We start from the raw sequence: 25,752 nt of genomic DNA, 5'->3' as shown, positions 1-25,752 counted from the left end.
TGTATTTAACTTATTTCGCAATGGTGTCTTCAAGCCAGGCTTTAAAATCACTGCCCAGCGTATTGTGACGCACACCATATTCAACAAATGCCTGCATATAGCCCAGTTTGTTGCCGCAGTCATGGCTGACACCTTTCAGGTGATAGGCTTCTACGGTCTCTTTATCCATCAGCATAGCAATGGAGTCGGTAAGCTGAATTTCATCACCTGCCCCTGGAGGCGTTTTAGCCAGCAAAGGCCAGATGTCAGCAGAAAGCACATAACGTCCGACGACGGCCAGATTCGAGGGTGCCTTATCAGCTTTAGGTTTTTCAACCACACCCACCATCGGGGCACTTTCCCCTGGCTGTAACTGCGCGCCTTTACAGTCAACCACACCGTATGCGGTAACATCAGCAACCGGCTCGACCATAATCTGGCTGTGGCCGCTTTCATCAAAGCGCTTCATCATTTCGGCCAGGTTTTCTTTACTCAGATCTGATTCATATTCATCGATAATCACGTCTGGCAGAATCACCGCAACCGGCTCATCGCCTACCAGCGGATGCGCACACAGTACCGCATGGCCCAGACCTTTCGCTAATCCCTGGCGAACCTGCATAATGGTGACGTGCGGCGGGCAAATCGACTGAATCTCTTCAAGCAGCTGACGTTTAACACGTTTTTCCAGCATTGCTTCCAGCTCAAAACTGGTATCAAAATGGTTTTCAATGGAGTTCTTAGAAGAGTGGGTAACCAGTACAATTTCATTTATGCCGGCAGCGATACACTCGTTGACGACATACTGAATTAACGGCTTATCAACCAGCGGTAACATTTCTTTCGGAATAGCTTTGGTAGCAGGCAACATACGCGTTCCCAATCCTGCAACCGGGATAACCGCTTTTTTTACTTTGGACTTATAGGCAGACATCAAAGTACCTCTCTTTGGGCCGTTCAAGTTATTACTTGATATGTCGATTTAAAAACGAAACGAGTATATCAGCTAGATACGCACGGATTTATCCTGGTTGAATCATTTCAGCATAAATTAAGACTATTACCCAAGTGTAAAACTTATCCCGGACACTGTCTCTATACTGCTGATGCAAAACAGCCAGAATGATTAATCTGTAGACAACATTAACCAGAGTTTACCTCCGGTTCCCCAAACCTGACATTGCCAGGCATCACAGCGCTGGCTGATCTGGTTAAGATGCGTACTTTCCAGCGTACCCAGCGGCACGCCATTACTGAGCTGAATTTGATGGCTGTTTATATTAAGCGTGGCATTTAAACCGGCGGAAACAAGGATAAGATTTTTTAAAGCCTGATGATAATAACCAACCAATAATGGGAACTGGCCGCTCAGGTTGGCCTGACGTAATAAAAGATTCACCTGTTTTAACAAACCACTTAATTCAGGCAGCCTTTGTGCCTGTCCTGATAATTGCTCTTGTAACAAACCATTAAATAATGCGCGTAATAAAAGTGCAGCCAGTACGCCATTATCCCCTGCCCGCGTCACGTCAAGACAATAAAAGGCCAGATCTTTCTCAGACAAAGCAGCAATATCTAACACTAATCCGGGCTGTTCTGCCATGGTCAGCTGACGATAATTCACCCGACAGCCTGCCAGGGTTTGCTGAACCGGTGGTTGCAGTTCTTTCAGCAGCTTTGCCGCTGCCGGCGGGTCACGCACCAGCGCATCCCAGTCCTGAAATAACTGTTCGTCTTCCTGCACTTTCGAAGTAAACATCGAGGGATAGAGACATTCCAGCACCGCTTCGCGCAGGCGACTAAGATCGCGTACCGGCTTGAGCAACACGTCCTGCACGCCAAGGCGTAACACATGTGCAATGTCGGACATATTTTCCGTAGCGGAAATTATCAGGACTGGTAGCGTACTATTGCCCATGCGCAGATGTTCCACCAGCTTAATACCATTCATTCTTGGCATGGCCAGATCGCAGATGAGCAGGTCCGGTGACAGCGTTCTGAGCCGTTCAAGCGCCTCTACCCCGTCTCCGGCAATGGTGACCTGCGCCCCCAGGGAGGCGAGAAAACTTTCAAGCAGAGTGCGGAAAACCACCTCATCTTCCACCACAAGAATGTGTTTGCCGCTTAATGGCTGTTCCATCACTCTCCCCCTCGATCAGTTAAGTAAATAGTGATCGATAATCGCCGGTTTTGCCTCTCGGAATGTCCTGAAGTCATCATACCAGCCACACTATTTACGATTCCGAACCAGAGGAAGTAATTCATCGCGTTTTTTTTCCACCGCCAGCACGCCGGCTGCCAGCGCTTCCTGCGCCCGATGAAAGTCCAGCGTGGAAATCTGCGGGCAGAACGGCTGGATTAACACATCCGGCGGGTCACCGGCCATACGGTTACGCTTTAAGCGATTTTCCAGTACCTGAATGGAGGTGGACATAATTTCCATTGCCCCGGGGGATTGCTGGGTTTTACGCTGGGTGAATCGCGCAATCTGTTCTTTCAGTCGCCATCCCCAACTGGAGCCTATCTCCTCGGGGACGGTTTCAGGGGTTATTGACAATAAATCCTGCTGCATCAGGTGCGCATCATGTTGCAAATCAACCGCAATAACAATGTCAGCGCCCAGCGCACGCGTCAGTGAGATAGGCACAGGATTAACCACCGCACCGTCAACCAGCCAGTAACCGTTATAGCCAACCGGCGGAAGCAAGCCTGGCATACTGCAGGAAGCCCTGACCGCCAGGTGAAGGTCGCCTTCAGTCAGCCATAATTCGCGACCGGTACTGAGATTAGTCGCCACCGCACCAAAAGGTAACGCACAGTGTTCAATATGGCTTGCGCGAATAATTTGTTTAATCTGGGTAAAAACCCGGTCACCGCGCAGCAGGCCACCCCGACGCCATGAAACGTCCATCAGACGTAAAACGTCCCAGTAACTAAACGAACTGACCCAGCGCTCCATCAGGCCAAGATGACCGCTGGCATAAGCGGCCCCTACCAGCGCCCCCACAGAACAACCGGCAACCACATCAATCTGAATCCCTGCACGTAGCAGCGCATTAATGACGCCAATATGCGCCCAACCCTTGGCGGCGCCGGAACCTAACGCCAGACCAACTTTTACCTGTCTCATTTTACCTCACAACCCCCTGGTCTTTAATGGCATCAGCAACCGAGCTCAGGTACGATGGATGCCTGACCAGTTTTTTCATATATTCAGTTACCGGAGTCGCCGTATCGATGTTGTGTCCTTGCTGTAGTGGGCTCGATTATAGCGTATGTTGCCAGCGCTGGCTAAGCGGACTGGCGCTGCCCCCCGACCCACTCACGCTAATGCGCTCACGCTATGTTGCCTATGTCCAGAACAATGGCGACTGGCTTGAGCAAACCTGGCACCCTTCCAGCCGGCCACCAGGATTAGCACAGAGTGTGGCGCAGAGTAGCGAGCAAACCCACTGGCTGGGTCTGACAGTACTCGCCAATCAACTGGCTGTCGACGGTCAGAGCGGCTATGTTACCTTTTTTGCGCGCTACGCCGACAAACGGCGAGGATTTATCTATGAGCGTTCACGCTTTGTACGGGAGGACGCGCGTTGGTACTATATCGACGGCACCTTCCTTGTGCCTGGCCGCAATGATCGCTGCCCTTGTGGTTCAGGCCAGAAACATAAAAAATGTTGTGGTCAGTAACTGGCCCGCAGCACAGTAAGTTTTTTCTACAGGATTAGCAACGTAATGCAACCGCAAAACCCACAACGTAAAGTATTGCGCACCATCTGTCCCGACGCGCGTGGACTGATTGCCCGTATCACCAATGTCTGCTTTACCCACGCGCTGAATATTGTTCAGAATAATGAATTTGTTGACCATCGCACCGGCCGTTTCTTTATGCGCACCGAGCTGGAGGGAACCTTTGACGACCGTTCGCTGCTGGCCGATCTTGATGACGCGCTGCCTGCCGGATCGGTTCGGGAACTACATCCCGCCGGGCGTCGGCGGATAGTCATCCTGGTGACGAAAGAAGCGCACTGTCTGGGGGACCTGTTGATGAAAAGCGCCTATGGTGGGCTGGATGTCGATATTGCCGCGGTGATTGGCAATCATGAAACATTGCGCACCCTGGTTGAGCGTTTTGATATTCCCTTCGTGCTGGTCAGTCATGAAGGCCTGACTCGTGAACAACATGATGATCTAATGGCCAGCAGTATCGAACGCTATCAGCCTGATTATGTCGTTCTGGCAAAATATATGCGCGTGCTGACGCCCGGTTTTGTTGCCCGTTTCCCCAACAAAATTATTAATATTCATCACTCATTTTTACCGGCATTTATTGGCGCTCGCCCCTATCATCAGGCTTATGAGCGCGGGGTAAAACTTATTGGTGCAACCGCCCATTACGTTAACGACAATCTTGATGAAGGCCCCATCATCATGCAGGATGTGATTCACGTCGACCATACCTATACCGCCGAAGATATGATGCGGGCTGGTCGCGACGTGGAAAAAAACGTGCTCAGCCGGGCGCTCTATCAGGTCCTGAACCAACGCGTCTTTGTCTACGGCAACAGAACCATTATTTTATAAGCTGAATGACGTTTTTTTGCCCGTACCGGCCGCGGCGCGGGCAAAAAAAAAGCAACCACATCCATTTTTTTCTTCAAAGCCTTTACAGCCAGTTAGCTTTTGCTATTATGCGCCCCGCTTACCAGCAACCAGCCGACTTCTGGTGGGATTCCCGAGCGGCCAAAGGGAGCAGACTGTAAATCTGCCGTCACAGACTTCGAAGGTTCGAATCCTTCTCCCACCACCATTTTATTTTTAGCATTGTACTCAACCCCGACACCAACAGCCCGGTATGCAGCGTGGGGAAGGACGAGAACCTTCGACAAGGTTCGAGCCGAGCGTAGCGAGACAACGTTGCCTTACAGGCAACGGCCCGAAGGGTGAGGCGGCCTGGGCGCCGAATCATCCTTCTCCCACCACCATTTTATTTTTAGCATTGTACTCAACCCCGACACCAACAGCCCGGTATCCAGCGTGGAGAAGGACGAGAACCTTCGACAAGGTTCGGGCCGCACCGGCTCATCCGTACCTTCCCCCGCTCAGCCAGGTCTGCTACCATCTGCGCTTACGTTTTCTGCTTATCAGACAGGGCTCCATGAAATTTGTCTCTTTTAATATCAATGGCCTGCGAGCCAGACCGCATCAGCTTGACGCCATCATCCAGCAACATCAACCCGATGTGATTGGCCTGCAGGAAACCAAAGTTCATGACGATATGTTTCCACATGAGCTGGTCGCGTCGTCCGGTTACCACGTGTTCTACCATGGGCAGAAAGGTCATTATGGCGTTGCCCTGTTGAGCAAAACGCCACCGGTATCGGTGCGCCGGGGTTTTCCCTCAGACAATGACGAAGCACAGCGACGTCTGATTATGGCGGAAATTCCCAGCCCGCTCGGTAACATCACCGTTATCAATGGCTATTTCCCTCAGGGTGAAAGCCGTGACCACCCCACTAAATTTCCGGCAAAAGAAAAGTTCTACCGGGATCTGCAAAATTACCTGGAGCAGCAGCTGACACCGGAAAATCCGGTGCTGATTATGGGTGATATGAATATCAGCAGCAGCGATCGCGATATTGGTATTGGTGAAGAAAACCGCAAGCGCTGGTTGCGCACCGGCAAGTGCTCTTTTTTACCTGAAGAACGCCAGTGGATGGACAGATTGTTAGGCTGGGGACTAACCGATACCTGGCGTCAGCTGAATCCGGAAATTAACGATCGCTTTTCCTGGTTCGACTACCGTTCAAAAGGCTTTGATGACAATCGCGGTCTGCGCATCGACCTGCTGCTGGCAAGCCGCGCGCTGGCGTCACACTGTATTGACAGCGGCATTGACTACCAGATCCGCAGCATGGAAAAACCGTCAGATCACGCGCCAGTCTGGGCAACCTTCCGCTTTAATTAACACAGGCAGCCCGGCTACGGGCTGCGTTTATTGACGGATAATTTTCCAGATAAGATTATTGGTTCCCAGCGAGTGCTCATCCCTGACACACTGCAATAACACCCCTTCACTTTTCACCACCGCCCCTTCACTGTACTGATGATTTTCAAAAATGCAGCAGCGCAGGCAGGGCAATGTATTGTTGCGGTTTTGCTGTGTTAAGGTCTGGGGCGGTAAATCAATAATCACGCCACCGGCTTCCTCGCTGTGGCGCGCAGCCACATCAGTATTATTGCGCCCGTTGGCGGCCATGCTGGTGATACTCAGCAGCACCAGCGCGCTGGCTATCAGTAGATAGGTTGTCTTCATGCCTTTTTCTGCCTCTTTCTGGTCGTCCGGCTGCTGGCGGCGACATTGTTTTTTGCCGGTGCGGGCGGCAACCCGCGAAACGCATCAGCGGCGGGGTGCTGCTTAGCATGGCTGATTAACTGGCTAAGGGTCTCAACCAGTGGCTGCATAAAGTCCTGATAGCGGCATTGCTTTTCACTGATGCGCGTCAGGGTCGATTCCCAGTGAGCCGTCATATCAGGACGGGCGGCCATTTCCGGTAAGGCATGGATTAATGCTTTTCCCGCCTCGCTGGCATGGATATTGCGCCCTTTTTTATACAGGAAGGTTCGGCGAAACAATAATTCAATAATACCCGCTCGCGTAGCCTCCGTACCTAATCCATCGGTCGCGCGCAGTATTTTCTTTAATTCTTTATCCTGGACAAATCGCGCAATCCCGGTCATTGCCGACAGTAATGTCGCATCGGTAAACGGTCGTGGCGGCTGGGTTTGTTTCTCCACCACCTCAGCCCCCTCGCACAGCAAACGATCGTCCTTTGCCACAACCGGCAACGGCATGCCGTCATTTTCTTCATCTCGCTCTTTACTCCCCAGCAACGTTCGCCAGCCAGCCTCGGCAAGAAAACGCGCTTTGGCGACGAAGATACCCCCGGCAATATCCAGCTCAATGGTACATTTACGAAACACAGCATCCGGTAAAAACTGCATCAGATACTGACGGGCAATCAGCTGATAGATAGCATTTTCATTTTCCGTTAGCTGAGAGCTTGTCGCGCGCGCAGTGGGAATGATGGCATGATGGGCATCCACTTTGCTGTCATCCCAGCAGCGGTTTTTCTGCTCACTATTGAACGTTGCCGGCAGGGTCAGCGCCGGCTGATGGGCCTGTATTGCATTGAGTACCGTATGGCGACCGGCAAAATGCTCATCCGGCAGATAACGACTGTCTGAACGCGGGTAGGTAATCAGCTTGTGAGTTTCATACAAACGCTGGCAGGTATCCAACACCGTTTGGGCACTGAGTCCATAACGCTTTGCCGCCTCAATTTGTAATACCGATAGCGAAAACGGCAGCGGCGCAAGCTCATTCTCGCGCTTGTCCTGATAACGGGTAACGATTGCCGGCTGACCGCTGATACGGCTCACCACGTGGTCCGCCAGCGCCCGGTGCAGCAGCCGCCCCTCCTCGTCCTGATAGGGTTCACAGGAAGCGCTCGGCTGCCAGATAGCCACAAAACGCTCCTCGAGCGGCGTGACTATATGGGCCTTAACCTCATAAAACGTTTTGGCGACAAAGTTTTCTATTTCCTCATCACGACGCACCACCAGCCCCAGTACAGGCGTTTGTACCCGACCAACAGAAAGCACGCCGTTATAACCCGCACTACGGCCCAATAACGTCCAGGCACGGGTCATATTGATGCCATAAAGCCAGTCGGCCCGGGCTCGCGCCAGCGCTGAAACGCACAAAGGAATAAACTCTTTGTTTTGCCGCAGACGATTGACAGCCCGCGCCACCGCCTGGGGATTAAGATCGTTGATCAAACAGCGCTGGACCTGCTGACGTTTTTCTGGCGCCAGGAGCAGGTAATCAAGCACTTCATCAACCAGCAGCTGACCTTCGCGATCCGGGTCACCGGCATGAACAATATCACTGGCCCCGGCCAGCAGCTGCTTAATCACGTTAAGCTGTTTTGCTACCGCTGCACGCGGTTGTAATTGCCATTTTTCCGGCACTATTGGCAAATCACTCAGCGACCAGCGGGCAAAACGGCTGTCATAAATCTCTGGTTCCGCCTGCTCAAGTAAATGCCCGATGCACCAGGTCACTATCTGATCCGACCCACAGGCAATATATCCGTCACCACGCCGGTGTGGTTTTGGCAAAACATCGGCAATCGCACGGGCAAGACTGGGTTTTTCAGCAATAAACAGACGCATTCAGGACAACTTCCCGATCAGGAGACAATTTGGATCATAGCCCGATCCGCTGAAGTCGCGGTCAGCGCACCAATATGTGACAGTGTCACCCCATGTTTTTCCGCCAGCTGCTGTAATCCGGCCTCGGCTCCAGGCCTGACCGCCAGCAGCAACCCGCCGGACGTCTGGGGATCGCACAGAAGCTGGCGCTGCGGTTGTGTCATTTGCCCCAGGAGATGGCCATAACTGGTGAAATTGCGTGCGGTTCCGCCAGGTACACAGCCCTGTTGCAGATAATAATCCACCCCGGGCAGTCGTGGCACGGCAGAATAACTGACCTCGGCTTGCAGGCCGGAACCCTGGCAAATTTCACTCAGGTGCCCCATCAGTCCAAAACCGGTGACATCAGTCATCGCCTGCACCGCGTCCAGTCCGGCAAAATCACTGCCGGCGCGGTTAAGCTGACACATGGTATCCCGTGCCAGCTGACGGTGTTCCGCCAGCAGCACGCCGCGCTTTTCTGCCGTTGTCAGAATACCAATACCCAGCGGTTTACTTAGCCATAGCTGACAACCAGCCTGCGCGGCGTTATTACGCTTCACCCGGCTGATGGCAACGGTGCCGGTCACCGCCAGACCAAAAATAGGTTCAGGCGCATCAATAGAATGACCGCCTGCCAGCGCGATTCCCGCCTGCTGGCAGGCGTAGCGCCCCCCTTCTACCACCTGTTGCGCCACGCTGGCATCCAGCTGACTCAGTGGCCAGCCAAGAATGGCAATGGCCATTACCGGCTGGCCGCCCATCGCATAAATATCGCTGATAGCGTTGGTAGCAGCAATACGGCCAAAATCATACGGATCATCCACGATCGGCATAAAAAAGTCGGTGGTACTTACCACCGCCTGGCCATTGCCCAGGTCGTAAACCGCTGCGTCATCGCGGGTTTCGTTGCCCACCAGCAAACGTGGGTCTTTAAACGCAGGTAGCGACGAATGCAGAATTGTTTCCAGCACGGCAGGGGCAATTTTACAACCGCAGCCTGCACCGTGGCTGTACTGCGTCAGACGAACCGGGCTATTATTCATTACCATCTCCCTTTAAATCCGCCGCTTATGTTAACCCTTTCCCTGCGGCAAGGTAAGTTATGCACCGCCGCGATGCGGCAGTAAGCTCAAATATTGTTCGGATTGCCTTCCCTTTGCCGATGTCGTCCGCCAGCTGGCCGGCGGACAGTCGCGGGACCTCAGAAGTAGCTGACAAACGGCGTGGTATCCGGCGGAATCACTGAAGTTGATGCTTTCAACTGCGGGGTGCCTAAATAGAGAAAACCAACAATCTCATCCTGTTCGCGACAGCCGAATGCCTGTCTGACATTGTGATTTTCAGTCCAGGCACCACTGCGCCAGATACCATTAAATCCCTGGGCCAGCGCCGCCATCTGCATAGCCATCACGGCGCAACCGGCTGAAATCAGCTGTTCCCAGCGTGGCACCTTATCATGGGCTTCACAGCGCGCCACTACGGTAATAATCATCGGCGCGCGGAAAGGTGCCTGGCGAGCTTTTTCAATGGCTTTCTCATCCTGATCCAGCCGGCGAGCTTCCTGTTCCAGCAAACGACTGAGACGCTCCAGTCCCTGGTTTTCCACAATAGTGAAATGCCACGGCTGTAAAGTGCCGTGATCGGGTGCACGCATTCCGGCGCGAATAATATTGTCTAATACGTCACCGGCAGGTGCCGGCGCAGCCAGTCTTGATGCCGAGCGGCGATTGATCAGTAATTCCAGCGCATCCATGAAAAACTCCTGATTTAGTGCATTATGTTTACGAACTCTGCCACCCTAACATGCAGCGCATCACGGCAACAGTCCGGCACAGGATGATAAATAAGTTGCGACCTATGCCGTTTTCTTACTGACTTTTACGCCGCTGCTCTTTAGGATAAGGCGGTTATCTGCCTGATTAGCAACAATCCGGCGTTATTATCCGCGAGTATGGAGATTACATGCGAACCTTGTGGCGAATTATCGCGAATTTGTTCAAATGGACATGGCGCCTGATTAATTTTATCAGGGAATTTATTCTTAATCTGTTCCTGCTGCTACTTATTCTGGTGGGCGTCGGTATCTGGATGCAGGTTAAAAGCAGCAGCCAGCCGGTTGAGATTCAAAAAGGTGCACTGGATATCGATTTGGCAGGCGTTGTGGTGGATAACCCGTCGGTGACCAATAAAATTAGCAAATGGGGCCGCCAGCTTATCGGAGCCAGCAGCAACCGTCTGAAAGAAAATCCGCTGTTTGACATTGTTAATGCCATTCGCCAGGCGAAAACCGACGATCGTATTAGCGGCATCGTGCTTAATTTGCGCGACTTTGCCGGTGGCGATCAGCCTTCCCTGCAATATATTGGCAAGGCGCTACGGGAATTTCGTGACAGCGGTAAGCCGATTTACGCTTATGGTGACAATTACACCCAGGCGCAGTACTACCTTGCCAGCTTTGCTAATCACATTTATCTCTCACCGCACGGCAGTATCGATCTGCACGGTTTCGCCACCAATTCGTTGTACTACAAATCGCTGCTCGACCGGCTGAAAGTCAGCTCGCATATTTTCCGCGTCGGCACCTATAAATCCGCCGTCGAACCTTTCCTGCGCGACGACATGTCACCGGCAGCACGTGACGCCGACAGCCGCTGGGTCGGGCAACTGTGGCAAAACTATATTGCACAGATTGCGGCCAATCGTCAGATTACCCCGCAACAGGTATTTCCTGGCGCACAGCAACTGATCGCCGCACTGCAACAAAACGGCGGCGATATGGCGCAGTATGCGAAAGCGACCAAACTGGTTGATGAACTGGCTACCCCGGCAGAAGTGGATCAGAAACTGAGCAAAGTTTTTGGCTGGGATAAACAGAGCAATGATTACCGTGGCACCAGCATTTACGACTACAGCCTGAAAAAACAGGCAGAAAAAGGTAATATTGCCGTCATCTATGCCGATGGCGCAATTGTTGACGGGGAGCAGACTCCCGGCGCCGTTGGCGGCGATACCACCGCAGCTGAAATTCGTTCAGCGCGGCTCGATGACAATATTAAAGCCATTATTCTGCGGGTTAACAGCCCTGGCGGCAGCGTGACTGCTTCTGAAACTATCCGCGAAGAACTTGCCGCAGCGCGGACTGCCGGCAAACCGGTTGTGGTTTCTATGGGAGGAATGGCCGCGTCCGGCGGTTACTGGATTTCCACGCCGGCCAGCTACATTATTGCCAGCCCCAGCACCCTGACCGGTTCTATCGGCATTTTCGGCATTATTAATACCGTTGAGAAATCCCTCGACAGCCTTGGTGTTCACACTGACGGCGTAGCAACTTCGCCACTGGCTGATGTGTCGGTCACGAAAACACTGCCGCCGGAAGTTCAGCAGATCATGCAGCTGACTATTGAAAACGGCTACAAAAACTTTGTCGATCTGGTCGCCCGCTCGCGCAAAATGACGCCAGAACAGGTGGACGCCATCGCCCAGGGCCACGTCTGGACAGGCAGTGACGCTAAAGCCAATGGTCTGGTTGACGAACTCGGTGACTTCGATGATGCCATTAACAAAGCCGCTGAACTGGCAAAAATCAGTCAGCCGCAGTTACAGTGGTATCAGTATCAGTCATCGGTAGCCGACTTGCTGCTCGGTCAGGTAAGTGCGCAAATTCGTGCGGTATTACCTGACACGCTGCAATCAATGCTGCCAGCGCCGCTAAATGATGTTATGGGTGTAGTGAAGAAGCAGCCGGGTCTGTTTGATAAAATGAACGATCCGCAGAGTCGCTATGCACTATGCCTGACCTGTGGTGAGGTAGGCTGACCCTCTTTTTCCAGCCCGGCGCAGGCCGGGCTGATTTTCCCGACCTTTCTTCTTATAATCAGTTTTCATCGCAAGCCCAGGTCTGACTATGCAAAAAAAATCTATTTATGTCGCTTACACCGGCGGCACTATCGGCATGCAACGCTCCGAAAATGGCTATATTCCGGTTTCCGGCCATCTCCAGCAACAGCTGGCGCGGATGCCTGAGTTTCATCGTCCGGAGATGCCTGATTTTACGATTCATGAATACCAACCGCTGATTGACTCGTCCGATATGTCACCACAGGACTGGCAGTCGATCGCCAATGATATTGCGACCAATTACGATAACTACGATGGCTTTGTGATTCTTCATGGCACCGATACCATGGCTTTCACCGCCTCTGCACTCTCATTTATGCTGGAAAATCTCGCCAAGCCGGTTATAGTGACAGGGTCACAAATTCCCCTTGCCGAACTGCGCTCTGACGGCCAGCAGAATCTGCTGAATGCCCTTTTTGTTGCCGCTAATTACCCGATTAAAGAAGTTTCACTGTTTTTTAATAACACCCTTTTCCGTGGCAACCGTACCACCAAAGCCCATGCCGATGGCTTCAATGCCTTCGCCTCACCCAATCTGCCACCACTTCTGGAAGCCGGTATTCATATCCGCCGCCTCAATACCCCTGGCATCATCACTGGCAGCGGCGCACTGAAAGTACATCCGATTACCCCACAGCCGGTAGGCGTGGTGACTATCTATCCCGGTATTTCCGCTGAGGTCGTGCGTAATTTTCTGCGACAGCCAGTCCGGGCGCTGATTTTACGCTCCTATGGCGTAGGAAATGCCCCGCAAAATAATGCCTTTCTGCAGGAACTGGCCGCCGCCAGCGCCCGGGGAATTGTCGTGGTAAATCTGACGCAGTGTATGTCGGGTAAAGTTAATATGGGCGGCTATGCCACCGGCAACGCCTTAGCACAAGCCGGGGTCATCAGCGGTGCCGACATGACGGTGGAATCGGCGCTGACTAAGCTGCATTACCTGTTGAGTCAGGATCTTGCCCCAGACACCATTCGCCAGCTGATGCAGACCAATCTGCGCGGTGAACTTAGCGCTGAGGATTAAGCTATGTACCGTCATCATGCCTTGTTATTAATTGATATCCAGAACGATTTCTGCCCCGGCGATGCACTGGCAGTGCCCGGGGGCGATCGGGTAGTCGACGTTGCCAATCACTATATTGCCCAATGGAAACGCCAGGGCGGACGGGTGATCGCCAGCCAGGACTGGCATCCAGCCAATCACGGCAGCTTCGCCGTTAACGCTGGCGCCCCTGTCGGTGACAGCGGTCAGCTTAACGGTATTGAACAGGTATGGTGGCCGGTACATTGCGTCCAGAACAGCCCGGGAGCAGCCTTCCATCCGTCACTGACCAGCCAGTATATCGACCTGATCATCCATAAAGGAATGGACCCGGCCTATGACAGCTACAGCGCTTTTCGCGATAACGGACATCAGCATGATACCGGGCTGGATAGCTGGTTACGCCAGCATCAGATAACCACGCTGACGATCATGGGACTGGCGACGGATTATTGCGTCAGATTCTCGGTTATTGATGCCCTCAGTGCGGGTTATCAGGTCAATGTGATAACAGCGGGCTGTCGCGGGGTTAATCTGAAGCCGGATGACAGCGTACTGGCGCTCTCTGAGATGCAGCAAAAAGGCGCGCAGATAATCTGAAAAGCTGAACCTTTTGCCGTTCAGCTTCAGCAAGTGAAGTTAAATTATTCCTGCAGGAATAATTTTTACAACTTGAGGGTCGTCACCTCAGAATCGCTAATGCCAAACTCTTTTTTCAGCTGTTGTTTACTTTTTGTCACAATCTGACCATCGCGGCCAATACTCATATGCTGCGGATCGTGGTTATTCCGTGACTGCCACAACAATACCAGCTGCAGACTGTGTGCTTTTTGTTCCTCAGTCAGCGCCACGCCATCGGCCCATTTACCGGTTTCTACCGCGGTTACCAGGCGCTGATAAACTTCAGGCGTCATGCTGGCAATCATTGCTTCCAGACTCATTTCCGTCATCTTTATCCCCGAGTTTTATTGCCGCTATTGTCACTGAAACTCAGCGACGCAGAGTTAACACAATAACGTTCGCCGCCCGGCTGCGGCCCGTCAGGGAACACATGGCCAAGGTGAGAGTCACAGGCATTACAGCGAATTTCAACGCGGCGCATACCGTGTGAGGTATCTTCAAGGTAACGAATGGCCCGTTCGCTGACCGGCTGAAAAAAACTTGGCCAGCCACAGCCTGACTCGTACTTGGTCTCAGACAAAAACAACGGCGCGTTACATACCAGACAGTGGTATATCCCTTGCTGTTGATTATGCAATAACCTGCCGCTAAAGGGCGGCTCAGTGCCGCGATCGCGCGTGACATGGCGCTGCATATCGGTTAGTTCGCTGTCAGGAATAAGGCGTTTCGTTTCATTAGCCATGATGCTCTCTCAGGCAGATACACTCTCCAATCTCACTGACCATTCTAACAAACGGCACAAACGAACGGGCAGGTTTTGCGACTAACAGCTAGCAATCCGCCACTCGTGGCGTCATTTCGTGAACCAGATCACTCTTTACCCTACTCAGCCGTTTATATTCTTGTCGGCGATTCCCCTATAATAGGGGGTGAAAATAGGTCAGCCGACCCAGGCATTTTTGGCAATTATTCCTGTAATCGCGTTTGACATTTCGCAACTATTGACACGATTCCGCTTGACGCCTGGCAAGGATTTAGTAATCCTACAAACAACCTTTTGTTTACTACCATTCACTAACAAATAGCTGGTGGAATATATGACTATCAAAGTAGGTATCAACGGTTTTGGCCGCATCGGACGCATCGTATTTCGTGCCGCACAGAAGCGTTCTGACATTGAAATCGTTGCAATTAACGATCTGTTAGATGCTGAGTACATGGCTTATATGCTGAAGTATGACTCCACTCATGGCCGTTTTGACGGCACGGTTGAAGTGAAAGATGGCGCTCTGATCGTTAACGGCAAAAAAATCCGTGTTACCTCTGAAAAAGATCCGGCTAATCTGAAATGGAATGAAGCAGGCGTTGATGTTGTGGCTGAAGCGACCGGTATCTTCCTGACTGATGAAACCGCGCGTAAGCACATCACTGCCGGCGCCAAAAAAGTGGTGCTGACCGGCCCTTCCAAAGATGACACGCCGATGTTCGTTCGTGGTGCCAACTTTGACAAATATGCCGGTCAGGATATTGTTTCTAATGCATCCTGCACGACTAACTGTCTGGCCCCGCTGGCTAAAGTCATCAACGATAAGTTCGGCATCGTTGAAGGTCTGATGACCACCGTACATGCTACCACTGCGACGCAAAAAACCGTTGACGGTCCTTCACACAAAGACTGGCGTGGTGGACGTGGCGCGTCCCAGAACATCATCCCATCGTCAACCGGCGCAGCAAAAGCGGTCGGTAAAGTACTGCCCGAACTGAACGGTAAACTGACCGGTATGGCGTTCCGTGTGCCAACCCCGAACGTTTCCGTTGTTGACCTGACCGCACGCCTGGCAAAACCGGCCTCTTACAAAGAGATTTGTGCTGCCATTAAAGCGGCTGCGGAAGGCGAAATGAAAGGCGTTCTGGGTTATGTTGAAGATGACGTAGTCTCTACCGATTTCAACGGCGAAGTGCTGACGTCAGTATTTGACGCAAAAGCCGGTATCGCGCTGAATGATAACTTTGTCAAACTGGTTTCCTGGTACGATAACGAGACCGGTTACTCAAATAAAGTGCTTGATCTGATTGCACTGGTTGCGGCCAAATAATTTGTCGTCAGATTACAGCATGAACCATAAGGGCGACTCGGGTCGCCCTTTTTTATTGTTACACGCGTCGAGGACAGTCAGATCATGACGGATAAACTCTTCTCTCTGCCAATAGATCAACAGCTATCTCCTTATATTTCTCAACGTCATCAAGGCGAACAGCCTGTGCTGGTCATTAATCACCCCCGGGTTCGCGCCGCCGTGGCGCTACAGGGTGCCCATTTAGTTGCCTGGCAACCTGCCGGGGAAGCGCCGGTAATCTGGCTAAGCGAAAACTCGTTGTGGCAAAAAGGCAAAGCCATTCGCGGTGGCGTGCCTATCTGCTGGCCATGGTTCGGTCCGGCAGGCGAGCCGGCACATGGTTTTGCCCGTAATCTGAGCTGGTCCCTTTCCGCACATGACGAAAACGATGACAGCGTCATGCTGACGCTGGTACTGGAAAGTAACGAGCAAAGCAAAAAATACTGGCCTCATGACTTTACCCTCTATGCCCGTTTTCGTTTCAGCCAGCATTGTGAAATTGAACTTGAAGCCCACGGCGATTACACCAGCAGCGGCGCACTGCACAGTTATTTTCAGGTAGCCGATATCGCCGGAGTCAGCGTGTCGGGCCTGGGCCATCCCTACACAGATAAAGTGCTGGGCATTGATGGCCGTTCGCCGGACGGTATCCAGCGTTACCCGGATCGCATCGACCGCATTTATCGTGCACCGGAAGATTACAGTATTATTGATGATGAGCGCGGCGAGCGCGTGATTGAGGTTTATCATCACCATCATAGTGACGTTGTCACCTGGAATCCTGGCCCGGCTTTATCCAGCAGCATGAGCGATATGACGGCGAATGGCTACAAAACTATGGTCTGCGTCGAAACAGCCCATATCACCACGGCAATGCACAGTCGCGGTGAAACGCCGGCCCGCCTTGGCGCAACCTTCAGGCTGCGCAAAAGAACCAGATAGCCGGAGAACGATCGCTGACTGCGACAACTGCGGACTCAGACAATATCCAGCGGCAGCGGCTGCGGCGGCGGCGGGAAATGCGGATCGAGCCGGGCCCATTCCTGCGGCGTCAGGCTCACCGTCAGTGCAGCCGCATTTGCCGCAACATGTGCGGGGGTGCTGGCCTTAGGAATAGCCAGCACCCCCTGCTGCCTGATAACCCAGGCCAGCAGCAGCTGTGCCACGCTGATATGATTTTCGCAGGCCATCTGCTGTAAAACCGGATGTTGCAGTAAATTGTTACGTAATCGCCCGGCCTGCGCCAGCGGACAGTAAGCCATTAGCGGCATCTGATGCTGCTGACAGGCAGGTAACAAATCATATTCAATGCCCCGTGAAGCCAGATGATACAGAACCTGATTAGTGGCACAGCCCTCGCCCCCCGGTATCTGCCACAGCATTTGCATCTCCTGACTGTCAAAGTTAGACACGCCCCAACGACGAATTTTTCCCTGACGTACCAGGGTTTCCATTGCCAGTCGCGTTTCTTCAACAGGCACGTTCCCGCGCCAGTGCAACAGATAAAGGTCAAGGTAGTCGGTCTTCAGCCGTCGTAAACTACGCTCACAGGCCTGTATCGCCCCATCACGACCAGCGTTCCACGGATAGACCTTTGACACCAGAAATGCCTGATGCCGGCGCCCGTTCAGCGCATCACCCACTACCCGCTCTGCGCCGCCATCAGCATACATCTCTGCGGTATCAATAACGTTTAATCCCAGGTCGAGCCCCTGTTGCAGCGCAGCAATCTCTTTGCTGCGCTCAGCCGGCTGTTCTCCCATATACCAGCTGCCCTGGCCAATTGCCGGCACCGTTTCACCGTCCGCGAACGTGACACATTTATCCATGGCCGAACCTCTGCACTTTATTGGTGCGCCATATTGGCGCACCGCTGATTAAAAGGCGGCATTATGGTGCAAAACTCACCAGACCCATTACCGATCAAAAGGTATAGCTGATTCCGGTCCAGATATTGGCCTGACCATGTTTATTTACCATCGGACTGTCGGTGATTTCACTGTCGAGCCGGGTATAACGCGCGGCTAACGTAGCACGCCAGCTATCAGTGAGACGGTAGTCCGCCGTCAGCTCAAGGTAGGGGTTCCAGCTATCACCAGGATGATAACGGCTCAGTCCGCTGCGGGCTGACTCATGGTCGGAAATACCATAATAATAGCGATTCTGGTTTTTGCTGCTCCACACGGCGCCCACGCCGGGTGTCAGCCCTATCCTGCCGAATTCAAAGCGGTAAAGATAAGCCATATCCCACTGAATACCATTGCTGTTGTTTAACATGTCGCCAATCAGTGCGGTGCGCACCATACCCCAGCTGGCGCTGTGCCGGTAGGCAACCCCCCCCATCATTGTCAGACGACGTTTATCCAGCGCTCGCATTGCGTTACTGCGGGCATCATCGGGATCAAACTGTTGCGGTGAAGCGGTTAATATCAGCGACAAGCGGTCCTGCGGGGTTTTCCACAGATAATACCCGCCGGCAAGACTGTGGAAATAGAAGTTATCGCCTTCATAGTCGATAAGCGGAACCGGGTAATAACGATTTTTACCACTGTTATAAGGACTTTCGCTATAGAAAACCGAAGCGCCCAGTGTCAGCGGTCCGGCCGACACGTTAAAGGCAGTGGCACTGGCAGCGACCCCCAGGGCCAACATGCTAATTTTGAAATAGTTCACAATTTATTCATTCCATAAATATAACAATCAGCATAGATATGATTTGCTATCTGATGATAGCGTATGAGAAACGTATCATGCATTCGGCAGTGATGTCGCGGATGAATCCATCTAAAACAGCAGCATGGCATCTCTGATTCATTTACAAAAATCTTACCTCCCGCCACTGGCCACAGGGTTAACAGACTTTGTTATTGAATTCTCATTGAAAAATACGGCGCCGGTCAGGAAATTTCGTGAATGCCAACTAGACTTTAAGCTAAGAGACAAATTATGGTGCGCAGAGCAGTCATCAATTTCAGACACACAGAAAAAATAATGTCGGGTTGGCATAAGGGTTGCTCTACACATTAAAGAATATCTTCCGGGAGCTGATTTAACCTTTTACTGTGCTCCTATTACCTGTGCTAAAAACGAAAGGACGGGCATACCATGAATATATTCGATCACTATCGTCAGCGTTATGAAGCAGCTAAGGATGAAGAGTTCTCATTGCAGGAGTTTCTTGCAATTTGTAAGCAGGATCGCAATGCATACGCCAACGCAGCGGAAAGACTGTTAACGGCTATTGGTGAGCCGGTGATGGTTGACACCGCCCAGGAGTCTCGTCTTTCCCGTCTGTTTTCTAACCGCGTTATTGCTCGCTATCCGGCGTTTGAAGAGTTTTATGGCATGGAGGAAGCGATTGAGCAGATTGTCTCCTATCTGAAACATGCCGCTCAGGGACTGGAAGAGAAAAAACAGATTCTGTATTTATTAGGGCCAGTGGGTGGCGGTAAATCTTCGTTAGCAGAACGCCTGAAATCCTTAATGCAACGCGTGCCGATTTACGTGCTGAGTGCCGATGGTGAGCGCAGCCCGGTCAACGATCATCCCTTGTGCCTGTTTAACCCTCAGGAAGATGCCAATATTCTGAATAAAGAATATGGTATTCCCCGTCGCTACCTCGGCACCATCATGTCGCCATGGGTGGCTAAGCGGTTGCATGAGTTCGGCGGCGATATCAGCCGGTTTAAAGTGGTTAAAGTATGGCCTTCTATTCTGGAACAGCTGGCCATTGCCAAAACCGAGCCTGGCGATGAAAATAACCAGGATATCTCAGCGCTGGTGGGCAAAGTTGACATCCGCAAACTTGAAAATCACGCGCAAAACGACCCCGATGCCTATGGTTATTCCGGCGCACTGTGCCGGGCCAATCAGGGCATTATGGAATTTGTCGAGATGTTCAAAGCGCCGATTAAGGTGCTTCATCCACTGCTGACCGCGACTCAGGAAGGCAACTATAATGGCACCGAGGGCATTTCTGCCCTGCCGTTTAACGGTATCATTCTGGCTCACTCTAACGAATCAGAATGGGTGCAGTTCCGTAATAATAAAAACAATGAAGCATTCCTTGACCGTGTTTATATCGTTAAGGTGCCGTACTGCCTGCGGGTTTCAGAAGAGATCAAGATATATGAGAAGCTGCTCAATCACAGTGAGCTGACCCATGCGCCCTGCGCTCCCGGTACGCTGGAAACGCTTTCACGCTTTTCAATCTTGTCACGCCTGAAAGAGCCTGAAAATTCGAGCATCTATTCAAAAATGCGTGTCTATGACGGTGAAAGTCTTAAGGACACCGATCCTAAAGCCAAGTCTTATCAGGAATATCGCGACTACTCCGGCGTCGATGAAGGCATGAACGGGCTTTCAACCCGCTTTGCTTTTAAAATTCTGTCGCGGGTATTCAACTTTGACCATACCGAAGTAGCCGCAAACCCGGTCCACCTGTTCTACGTGCTGGAGCAGCAAATTGAACGGGAACAGTTTCCACAGGATCAGGCCGAGAAATACCTTGAACATCTGAAAGGTTATTTGATCCCTAAATATGCCGAATTTATCGGCAAAGAGATTCAGACCGCCTACCTGGAATCTTATTCTGAGTACGGCCAGAATATCTTCGACCGTTACGTCACCTATGCCGACTTCTGGATTCAGGACCAGGAATATCGCGATCCGGACACCGGACAGCTATTTGATCGTGAATCACTGAATGCTGAACTGGAAAAAATTGAAAAACCCGCCGGCATCAGCAACCCGAAGGATTTCCGTAATGAAATTGTCAACTTCGTGCTGCGCGCCCGGGCGCAAAATAACGGGCGTAACCCGAACTGGACCAGCTATGAGAAGCTGCGCACGGTGATTGAGAAAAAAATGTTTTCCAACACCGAAGAGCTGCTGCCGGTTATTTCGTTTAATGCTAAAACCTCCACGGATGAACAGAAAAAGCACGATGATTTCGTTGACCGCATGATGGAGAAAGGCTATACCCGCAAGCAGGTCCGGCTGCTGTGTGAATGGTATCTGCGCGTGAGAAAATCGTCATAAGTCCGGCATAAACCTGCGCCAAAAGTGCATTAACGGGTCAGGATTATCTGACCCTTTGCCAGTCAGTCAGGGGGATATATGGCCTATTTTATCGATCGGCGACTTAACGGAAAGAACAAAAACGCGGTTAACCGCCAGCGCTTTTTGCGCCGTTATCGTACACAAATCAAACAGTCGATTTCCGAGGCCATTAACAAACGCTCGGTGACCGATATCGACAGCGGCGAGTCTGTCTCTATTCCGGTTGAAGATATTAACGAACCTATGTTTCATCAGGGTCGCGGCGGCGAACGTCATCGGGTCCATCCGGGCAACGATCACTTCGTTCAGAACGACCGGGTGGAGCGGCCTCAGGGTGGTGGCGGTGGCGGCAGCGGTCAGGGTGATGCCAGTCAGGACGGAGAAGGCCAGGACGAATTTGTATTTCAGATATCAAAAGATGAATATCTTGACCTGTTATTTGAAGATCTGGCCTTACCTAATCTGCAAAAAAATCAGCAACGTCAGCTTAATGAATACAAAACGCATCGCGCCGGTTTTACTTCCAACGGCGTCCCGGCCAATATCAGCGTAGTGCGCTCTTTGCAAAACTCACTGGCGCGTCGCACCGCCATGACCGCAGGCAAAAGACGTATGCTACATGAGCTGGAAAATGCGCTGGCGGAAGTGGAAAAAGCCGAACCGGCCCAGCTGATGGAAGAAGAGCGGCTTCGTAAAGAAATTGCCGAGCTGCGTGCGCGCATTGCCCGGGTACCTTTTATCGATACCTTCGACCTGCGCTATAAAAATTTTGAAAAACGCCCGGAACCTTCAAGTCAGGCAGTCATGTTCTGCCTGATGGACGTTTCCGGCTCAATGGATCAAGCCACTAAGGATATGGCGAAACGCTTTTATATTCTGCTTTATCTGTTTCTTAGCCGGACCTATAAAAACGTGGATGTTGTCTATATTCGCCATCATACCCAGGCGAAAGAAGTCGATGAACAGGAGTTCTTCTACTCTCAGGAAACCGGTGGCACCATTGTTTCCAGCGCCCTGAAACTGATGGACGAGGTGGTGAAAGAGCGTTACGACCCGGCGCAGTGGAATATTTACGCCGCGCAAGCCTCAGACGGTGATAACTGGGCTGATGACTCGCCGCTCTGTCACCAGATACTGGCTAAAAACATCCTGCCAGTAGTGCGTTATTACAGTTACATCGAAATTACCCGCCGTGCTCATCAGACGCTATGGCGTGAATATGAACACCTGCAAACGCTGTTTGATAACTTCGCCATTCAGCATATTCGTGAGCCGGAAGATATCTATCCGGTCTTCAGGGAACTATTCCACAAGCAAAGTGAAAGCACATACTGACCCCCCTGGCCGGATACCCGCTATCCGGCTTTCTTGCGCATCGCATTCATCGCGGAACCTGCTTCATTAATCTGACCGGCAGCCTGAATAATGCTGCTGATTGAAAGCAACCTGGCGCCTTGTCGCAGGCTTACCAGCCTGGGGCATTTAATAGGTATGCTTTGCGATGAGATTCCGGTACTGAAACGTCTGTCGCAATCAGATGCCCCAGCCTGCTTAACGTTCGATTTATTCAACAACGCCAGCATGGTACCGATAATAGTTAAAAAAATAGTCTGGTTTCAGAAATTACCGAAACAATGTATTCCCGAAAAACGCGCTGATTCTGGTGTTCACCGTATTACCCCATATCCTGACTAACATCATACTCTACCCTTATCCAGCTCATCGGGCACGGCCAGCAACACATTATCACGGCTGAATTGCGCCACGGGACTAAACAAGGAATGACTGGCGTGTTCAACGCCCCCCAGGCTATGTTAATCCGCACGGCGGCAGACATATGCTCAGTAACGTCCTGACATGACGTTTAGCGCTAACTTCATTGAATAGTGTTCGATAAATACCATGCTCGTCAGCGTTCAGTACCCCGGCATGCCGGCCGGACCATTGTTGATCGCTCAGGCATTAATGGACCAAATCACTGTTTTAATACCCCGACACTTTAATCAGGCTGGGCTTTTCACCAGGGAACGGGCTGACCGTTTTCACCAGCAGAAGCCTGACGGCCGCAAAAAGCGTTCCTGCACCGCAATCCGTTTGTATGCATCCTGGACGGCGGCGATCTCTGTTACCCTCTGCTAGCCGGTTGAATGTGCAGGGCCTGAAAAACCATGGACAGAATATCAGCCTGATGCGGTAGCTGCCGCCCTGATGCAAAGCAAATCTGCCCAAGAGCCACCCCAGGGCAGAAAGTGAGCTGTTTCAGTGCAGATATTCAGCCGGAATACACGTTGCAGGCCGTCGGCAATTGCCGGCGCCTGGCTATGGTGAATACTTCATCAGTCTGCCCGTGGACACGGATGGTTTGAATTTCAGGGCGGTGCCCCTTCCTCTTTTTTACCGTTTTTTATTGTTTTTGTTTTCTGTGCGATAAAATCAGGTTAACGTTGATTATTACCCCGGTAATACAACAAACTATCGTCTGCCGCGCAATAATCTCAGGAGAAGCTCTTTTTGGAAGCCAGTGCAATTTACAGCATGTTTATTATCGGGTCTGTGCTGGTGGCTTCCAGCATTTTGCTGAGTTCATTCTCTTCACGTCTTGGCATACCCATTCTGGTTATCTTCCTCGCACTGGGCATGCTGGCAGGCGTCGACGGTATTGGTGGCATTGTTTTTGACAATTATCCCGTTGCCTATCTGGTGAGTAACCTGGCCCTGGCGATTATTTTGCTGGATGGCGGTATGCGTACTCAAGCCAGCTCATTTAAAGTTGCCCTGTGGCCGGCCCTGTCACTGGCCACCATTGGGGTGCTTATTACCACCGCGCTGACCGGTATGGCCGCAGCCTGGCTGTTTCATCTTAACCTGATAGAAGGGTTTCTGATTGGCGCCATCATCGGCTCCACGGATGCCGCTGCGGTGTTTTCCCTGCTCGGTGGAAAAGGGTTAAACGAACGCGTTAACGCCACCCTCGAGATCGAATCCGGCAGCAACGATCCGATGGCTGTGTTCCTGACAATTACCCTGATAGATATGATTCAGCACGGCCAGACGGGTCTCAACGGCATGTTCTTCGTGCACCTGATTCAGGAGTTCGGTCTGGGTATTGTTATGGGACTCGGCGGCGGCTGGCTGCTGTTGCAGATGATCAACCGCATCACCCTCGCCAGCGGACTTTACCCGCTTCTGGCAGTCAGCGGCGGTATTCTGATTTTTGCCTTTACTACAGCCATTGAAGGCAGTGGCATTCTTGCGGTATACCTGTGCGGTTTTCTGCTGGGTAATCAGCCCATTCGCAACCGTTATGGCATCCTGCAGACTTTTGACGGTATGTCCTGGCTCAGCCAGATTGGCATGTTCCTGGTGCTGGGGCTACTGGTTACCCCTTCTGCACTCTGGCACATTGCCATTCCGGCAATGCTGCTTTCACTGTGGCTGATAGTGGTGGCTCGTCCGCTGGCGGTTCTCGTTGGCCTGCTGCCTTTCCGTGGGTTCAATTTACGTGAACGCATCTTTATCAGCTGGGTGGGACTGCGGGGCGCGGTGCCCATCATTCTGGCGGTCTTCCCGATGATGGCCGGGCTAAGCCATGCATCGCTGATTTTCGATATCGCGTTTTTCGTGGTGCTGGTCTCCCTGATGGTACAAGGCACCTCCCTCAGCTTCGCAGCCAGCAAAGCCAAAGTTATTGTCCCCCCCACCGCCTCGCCCATCTCACGTATTGGCCTCGACATTCATCCGCAAAACCCCTGGGAACAGCTGGTGTATCAGCTCAGTGCCGATAAATGGTGTGTCGGCGCTGCCCTGCGCGATTTGCACATGCCGCGGGAAACGCGCATCGCGGCGCTGTTTCGTGATAATGTCCTGCTGCATCCCACCGGTAACACCCGGTTGAAAGAAGGCGATATCATTTGTGTTATAGGCCGTGAGCGCGATTTGCCGGCGCTGGGTAAACTTTTCAGTCAGTCGCCCCCGGTGTCCCTCGATCAGCGCTTTTTTGGCGACTTTATCCTTGAAGCGGACGCACGGCTGCATGATGTGGCACAAATCTACGGACTGACGCTGGATGAACAGGTTGACGGGCAGCAAACCCTTGGCCAGCTGGTACTAAACATGTTAGGGGCGGCCCCGGTGGTAGGTGACCAGGTGGAATGGAACAATCTTATCTGGACGGTGGCGGAGAAAGAAGAAAATCAGATAGTCAAAGTCGGCATTCGCGTCCCGGAAGAAAAGCCCTGACGCTGTTTTCACTCGACCTGACGACAAAACCGGCTACGCTTATAGTTCATGCTTATTACAGAGGGATGAATTATGAGCCATGTTATCCGGATTGGGCGTTATGATGTTGTTGATGCAGAAATGGATGCCGCGGGCGCCAGTAGCAACGCAACCAATGAGGTCCATATCCCCTGCCTGACCAACCCTGGCCTGAGCTATCAACTCGACGGCTGGGATGAGGACACCAGCGTCCCGGCCTGGATTGACGGCAAACGCGTGGAGCTGAAAATTGGTCATTACGATAAGAATCATCACCACTGGGTATTAAAAATTCCTGCCTAAGATTATTCCCGTAATCTCTATAAGATTATCTGGTGATGCCTCTAATTGGTTGAATCTGATGTATAATGCGGGCTTTTGAGGTTCTCTTATGGCCAGCGTTAACGTTCATTGTCCCCGTTGTCAGTCTGTTCAGGTTTACCGCCATGGTCAGAACCCTAAAGGCTATGACAGATTTCGCTGCCGTGACTGCCACCGCGTGTTTCAACTCACTTACGCTTA

At 51.9% G+C, this 25,752-nt stretch carries 25 protein-coding genes, 1 tRNA gene and 1 other RNA gene; 16 read left to right on the top strand and 11 right to left on the bottom strand.

The window, feature by feature from the left end:
- Positions 1 to 10: 10 nt before the first annotated feature.
- From galU to rssA, 3 genes are all read right to left on the bottom strand, one after another.
- The gene (gene galU, locus BL249_RS02220; RefSeq protein ID WP_099704865.1) at positions 11 to 913 is read right to left on the bottom strand and encodes a UTP--glucose-1-phosphate uridylyltransferase GalU; all 903 of its coding nucleotides are present in this window, start codon (positions 911 to 913) and stop codon (positions 11 to 13) included.
- 192 nt (positions 914 to 1,105) lie between these two features.
- Positions 1,106 to 2,119 (bottom strand): two-component system response regulator RssB, encoded by a 1,014-nt coding sequence (gene rssB, locus BL249_RS02215; protein ID WP_099704864.1) that lies wholly within the window; start codon positions 2,117 to 2,119, stop codon positions 1,106 to 1,108.
- Positions 2,120 to 2,209: 90 nt separating this feature from the next.
- On the bottom strand, positions 2,210 to 3,109 hold the full coding sequence (rssA, locus tag BL249_RS02210) for a patatin-like phospholipase RssA (protein WP_099704863.1): 900 nt from the start codon (positions 3,107 to 3,109) through the stop codon (positions 2,210 to 2,212).
- 107 nt (positions 3,110 to 3,216) lie between these two features.
- On the opposite strand from rssA, the gene BL249_RS02205 reads away from it, so the two are divergent.
- The 5 genes from BL249_RS02205 (at position 3,217) to xthA (ending at position 5,944) form a co-directional block, all read left to right on the top strand.
- The gene (locus tag BL249_RS02205; protein ID WP_241898823.1) at positions 3,217 to 3,666 is read left to right on the top strand and encodes a YchJ family metal-binding protein; all 450 of its coding nucleotides are present in this window, start codon (positions 3,217 to 3,219) and stop codon (positions 3,664 to 3,666) included.
- Between the two features lie 45 nt (positions 3,667 to 3,711).
- Positions 3,712 to 4,560: a formyltetrahydrofolate deformylase gene (gene purU, locus BL249_RS02200; RefSeq protein WP_099704861.1), complete on the top strand. Its 849-nt coding sequence runs from the start codon at positions 3,712 to 3,714 to the stop codon at positions 4,558 to 4,560.
- A gap of 141 nt (positions 4,561 to 4,701) precedes the next feature.
- A tRNA-Tyr gene (locus BL249_RS02195) sits at positions 4,702 to 4,786 on the top strand.
- A gap of 41 nt (positions 4,787 to 4,827) precedes the next feature.
- Positions 4,828 to 4,961, top strand: a non-coding RNA gene (locus BL249_RS02190) — RtT sRNA.
- 173 nt (positions 4,962 to 5,134) lie between these two features.
- Positions 5,135 to 5,944 (top strand): exodeoxyribonuclease III, encoded by an 810-nt coding sequence (gene xthA, locus BL249_RS02185; protein WP_099704860.1) that lies wholly within the window; start codon positions 5,135 to 5,137, stop codon positions 5,942 to 5,944.
- Positions 5,945 to 5,971: 27 nt separating this feature from the next.
- On the opposite strand, the gene BL249_RS02180 is transcribed toward xthA, so the two are convergent.
- The 4 genes from BL249_RS02180 to BL249_RS02165 all read right to left on the bottom strand — a co-directional run bounded on the left by BL249_RS02180 (position 5,972) and on the right by BL249_RS02165 (position 9,988).
- Positions 5,972 to 6,292, bottom strand: a complete 321-nt coding sequence (locus BL249_RS02180) for a DUF1496 domain-containing protein (RefSeq protein ID WP_099704859.1) — start codon at positions 6,290 to 6,292, stop codon at positions 5,972 to 5,974.
- Entirely contained in the window at positions 6,289 to 8,214 is a 1,926-nt protein-coding gene (locus BL249_RS02175) for a DNA topoisomerase III (protein ID WP_099704858.1), read from the bottom strand. The genes BL249_RS02180 and BL249_RS02175 overlap by 4 nt, the downstream gene beginning before the upstream one ends.
- Before the next feature lie 17 nt (positions 8,215 to 8,231).
- Positions 8,232 to 9,278: a selenide, water dikinase SelD gene (selD, locus tag BL249_RS02170; RefSeq protein WP_099704857.1), complete on the bottom strand. Its 1,047-nt coding sequence runs from the start codon at positions 9,276 to 9,278 to the stop codon at positions 8,232 to 8,234.
- A gap of 158 nt (positions 9,279 to 9,436) precedes the next feature.
- Positions 9,437 to 9,988: an NAD(P)H nitroreductase gene (locus tag BL249_RS02165; RefSeq protein ID WP_099704856.1), complete on the bottom strand. Its 552-nt coding sequence runs from the start codon at positions 9,986 to 9,988 to the stop codon at positions 9,437 to 9,439.
- Positions 9,989 to 10,197: 209 nt separating this feature from the next.
- Between BL249_RS02165 and sppA the strand changes: the two genes are divergently transcribed.
- From sppA to pncA, 3 genes are all read left to right on the top strand, one after another.
- The gene (sppA, locus tag BL249_RS02160; protein ID WP_099704855.1) at positions 10,198 to 12,051 is read left to right on the top strand and encodes a signal peptide peptidase SppA; all 1,854 of its coding nucleotides are present in this window, start codon (positions 10,198 to 10,200) and stop codon (positions 12,049 to 12,051) included.
- Between the two features lie 88 nt (positions 12,052 to 12,139).
- Positions 12,140 to 13,156, top strand: a complete 1,017-nt coding sequence (gene ansA, locus BL249_RS02155; protein WP_099704854.1) for an asparaginase — start codon at positions 12,140 to 12,142, stop codon at positions 13,154 to 13,156.
- Between the two features lie 3 nt (positions 13,157 to 13,159).
- The gene (gene pncA, locus BL249_RS02150) at positions 13,160 to 13,774 is read left to right on the top strand and encodes a bifunctional nicotinamidase/pyrazinamidase (RefSeq protein ID WP_099704853.1); all 615 of its coding nucleotides are present in this window, start codon (positions 13,160 to 13,162) and stop codon (positions 13,772 to 13,774) included.
- 65 nt (positions 13,775 to 13,839) lie between these two features.
- On the opposite strand, the gene BL249_RS02145 is transcribed toward pncA, so the two are convergent.
- Complete coding sequence (locus BL249_RS02145) at positions 13,840 to 14,115, bottom strand: YeaC family protein (protein ID WP_099704953.1); 276 nt, start codon at positions 14,113 to 14,115, stop codon at positions 13,840 to 13,842.
- A gap of 11 nt (positions 14,116 to 14,126) precedes the next feature.
- Positions 14,127 to 14,537 carry a peptide-methionine (R)-S-oxide reductase MsrB gene (gene msrB / locus BL249_RS02140; RefSeq protein ID WP_099704852.1) on the bottom strand — a complete coding sequence of 137 codons (411 nt, stop codon included), beginning with the start codon at positions 14,535 to 14,537 and terminating at the stop codon, positions 14,127 to 14,129.
- A 355-nt stretch (positions 14,538 to 14,892) separates the two neighbouring features.
- Here msrB and gapA point away from each other — a divergent pair, with 355 nt between their 5' ends.
- Positions 14,893 to 15,891, top strand: coding sequence for a glyceraldehyde-3-phosphate dehydrogenase (gene gapA, locus BL249_RS02135; RefSeq protein WP_099704851.1), 999 nt, complete (start codon positions 14,893 to 14,895; stop codon positions 15,889 to 15,891).
- A gap of 84 nt (positions 15,892 to 15,975) precedes the next feature.
- Positions 15,976 to 16,854 carry a D-hexose-6-phosphate mutarotase gene (locus tag BL249_RS02130; protein ID WP_099704850.1) on the top strand — a complete coding sequence of 293 codons (879 nt, stop codon included), beginning with the start codon at positions 15,976 to 15,978 and terminating at the stop codon, positions 16,852 to 16,854.
- A gap of 35 nt (positions 16,855 to 16,889) precedes the next feature.
- Here the strand turns inward: BL249_RS02130 and BL249_RS02125 are convergent, their stop codons facing one another.
- Together BL249_RS02125 and BL249_RS02120 are read right to left on the bottom strand one after the other, a co-directional pair.
- Positions 16,890 to 17,741, bottom strand: a complete 852-nt coding sequence (locus BL249_RS02125; protein WP_099704849.1) for an aldo/keto reductase — start codon at positions 17,739 to 17,741, stop codon at positions 16,890 to 16,892.
- A 94-nt stretch (positions 17,742 to 17,835) separates the two neighbouring features.
- Positions 17,836 to 18,585 carry a MipA/OmpV family protein gene (locus tag BL249_RS02120; protein WP_446717713.1) on the bottom strand — a complete coding sequence of 250 codons (750 nt, stop codon included), beginning with the start codon at positions 18,583 to 18,585 and terminating at the stop codon, positions 17,836 to 17,838.
- Positions 18,586 to 19,017: 432 nt separating this feature from the next.
- On the opposite strand from BL249_RS02120, the gene yeaG reads away from it, so the two are divergent.
- From yeaG to BL249_RS02090, 6 genes are all read left to right on the top strand, one after another.
- A complete protein-coding gene (gene yeaG / locus BL249_RS02115; protein ID WP_099704847.1) occupies positions 19,018 to 20,952 on the top strand; it encodes a protein kinase YeaG in 1,935 nt (644 codons plus the stop codon).
- A 78-nt stretch (positions 20,953 to 21,030) separates the two neighbouring features.
- Positions 21,031 to 22,308: a YeaH/YhbH family protein gene (locus BL249_RS02110; RefSeq protein ID WP_099704846.1), complete on the top strand. Its 1,278-nt coding sequence runs from the start codon at positions 21,031 to 21,033 to the stop codon at positions 22,306 to 22,308.
- Positions 22,309 to 22,398: 90 nt separating this feature from the next.
- A complete protein-coding gene (locus BL249_RS02105) occupies positions 22,399 to 22,668 on the top strand; it encodes a hypothetical protein (RefSeq protein ID WP_099704845.1) in 270 nt (89 codons plus the stop codon).
- 816 nt (positions 22,669 to 23,484) lie between these two features.
- A complete protein-coding gene (locus BL249_RS02100) occupies positions 23,485 to 25,212 on the top strand; it encodes a potassium/proton antiporter (RefSeq protein WP_099704844.1) in 1,728 nt (575 codons plus the stop codon).
- Between the two features lie 72 nt (positions 25,213 to 25,284).
- Positions 25,285 to 25,533, top strand: a complete 249-nt coding sequence (locus tag BL249_RS02095) for a DUF1480 family protein (protein WP_099704843.1) — start codon at positions 25,285 to 25,287, stop codon at positions 25,531 to 25,533.
- 88 nt (positions 25,534 to 25,621) lie between these two features.
- Positions 25,622 to 25,752: IS1 family transposase (locus BL249_RS02090; RefSeq protein WP_342633895.1), on the top strand; the 131-nt coding region annotated here is incomplete at its 3' end.

This window comes from Erwinia sp. OLFS4, from assembly GCF_002752165.1.
In the GTDB taxonomy this organism is placed as follows: domain Bacteria; phylum Pseudomonadota; class Gammaproteobacteria; order Enterobacterales; family Enterobacteriaceae; genus Izhakiella.
The sequence above is the reverse complement of the archived record's forward strand: the minus strand, read 5'-3'. Positions and strand labels throughout refer to the sequence as shown.

Coding starts and splice junctions, on each gene's coding strand:
- BL249_RS02205 (WP_241898823.1), top strand. CDS start 3,217: ATGTTGTGTCCTTGCTGTAGTGGGCTCGATTATAGCGTATGTTGCCAG.
- gapA (WP_099704851.1), top strand. CDS start 14,893: ATGACTATCAAAGTAGGTATCAACGGTTTTGGCCGCATCGGACGCATC.
- BL249_RS02095 (WP_099704843.1), top strand. CDS start 25,285: ATGAGCCATGTTATCCGGATTGGGCGTTATGATGTTGTTGATGCAGAA.
- sppA (WP_099704855.1), top strand. CDS start 10,198: ATGCGAACCTTGTGGCGAATTATCGCGAATTTGTTCAAATGGACATGG.
- BL249_RS02180 (WP_099704859.1), bottom strand. CDS start 6,292: ATGAAGACAACCTATCTACTGATAGCCAGCGCGCTGGTGCTGCTGAGT.
- BL249_RS02110 (WP_099704846.1), top strand. CDS start 21,031: ATGGCCTATTTTATCGATCGGCGACTTAACGGAAAGAACAAAAACGCG.
- BL249_RS02105 (WP_099704845.1), top strand. CDS start 22,399: ATGCTGCTGATTGAAAGCAACCTGGCGCCTTGTCGCAGGCTTACCAGC.
- BL249_RS02175 (WP_099704858.1), bottom strand. CDS start 8,214: ATGCGTCTGTTTATTGCTGAAAAACCCAGTCTTGCCCGTGCGATTGCC.
- BL249_RS02130 (WP_099704850.1), top strand. CDS start 15,976: ATGACGGATAAACTCTTCTCTCTGCCAATAGATCAACAGCTATCTCCT.
- yeaG (WP_099704847.1), top strand. CDS start 19,018: ATGAATATATTCGATCACTATCGTCAGCGTTATGAAGCAGCTAAGGAT.
- msrB (WP_099704852.1), bottom strand. CDS start 14,537: ATGGCTAATGAAACGAAACGCCTTATTCCTGACAGCGAACTAACCGAT.
- selD (WP_099704857.1), bottom strand. CDS start 9,278: ATGAATAATAGCCCGGTTCGTCTGACGCAGTACAGCCACGGTGCAGGC.
- BL249_RS02145 (WP_099704953.1), bottom strand. CDS start 14,115: ATGAGTCTGGAAGCAATGATTGCCAGCATGACGCCTGAAGTTTATCAG.
- BL249_RS02125 (WP_099704849.1), bottom strand. CDS start 17,741: ATGGATAAATGTGTCACGTTCGCGGACGGTGAAACGGTGCCGGCAATT.
- rssB (WP_099704864.1), bottom strand. CDS start 2,119: ATGGAACAGCCATTAAGCGGCAAACACATTCTTGTGGTGGAAGATGAG.
- pncA (WP_099704853.1), top strand. CDS start 13,160: ATGTACCGTCATCATGCCTTGTTATTAATTGATATCCAGAACGATTTC.
- galU (WP_099704865.1), bottom strand. CDS start 913: ATGTCTGCCTATAAGTCCAAAGTAAAAAAAGCGGTTATCCCGGTTGCA.
- rssA (WP_099704863.1), bottom strand. CDS start 3,109: ATGAGACAGGTAAAAGTTGGTCTGGCGTTAGGTTCCGGCGCCGCCAAG.
- purU (WP_099704861.1), top strand. CDS start 3,712: ATGCAACCGCAAAACCCACAACGTAAAGTATTGCGCACCATCTGTCCC.
- ansA (WP_099704854.1), top strand. CDS start 12,140: ATGCAAAAAAAATCTATTTATGTCGCTTACACCGGCGGCACTATCGGC.
- BL249_RS02165 (WP_099704856.1), bottom strand. CDS start 9,988: ATGGATGCGCTGGAATTACTGATCAATCGCCGCTCGGCATCAAGACTG.
- xthA (WP_099704860.1), top strand. CDS start 5,135: ATGAAATTTGTCTCTTTTAATATCAATGGCCTGCGAGCCAGACCGCAT.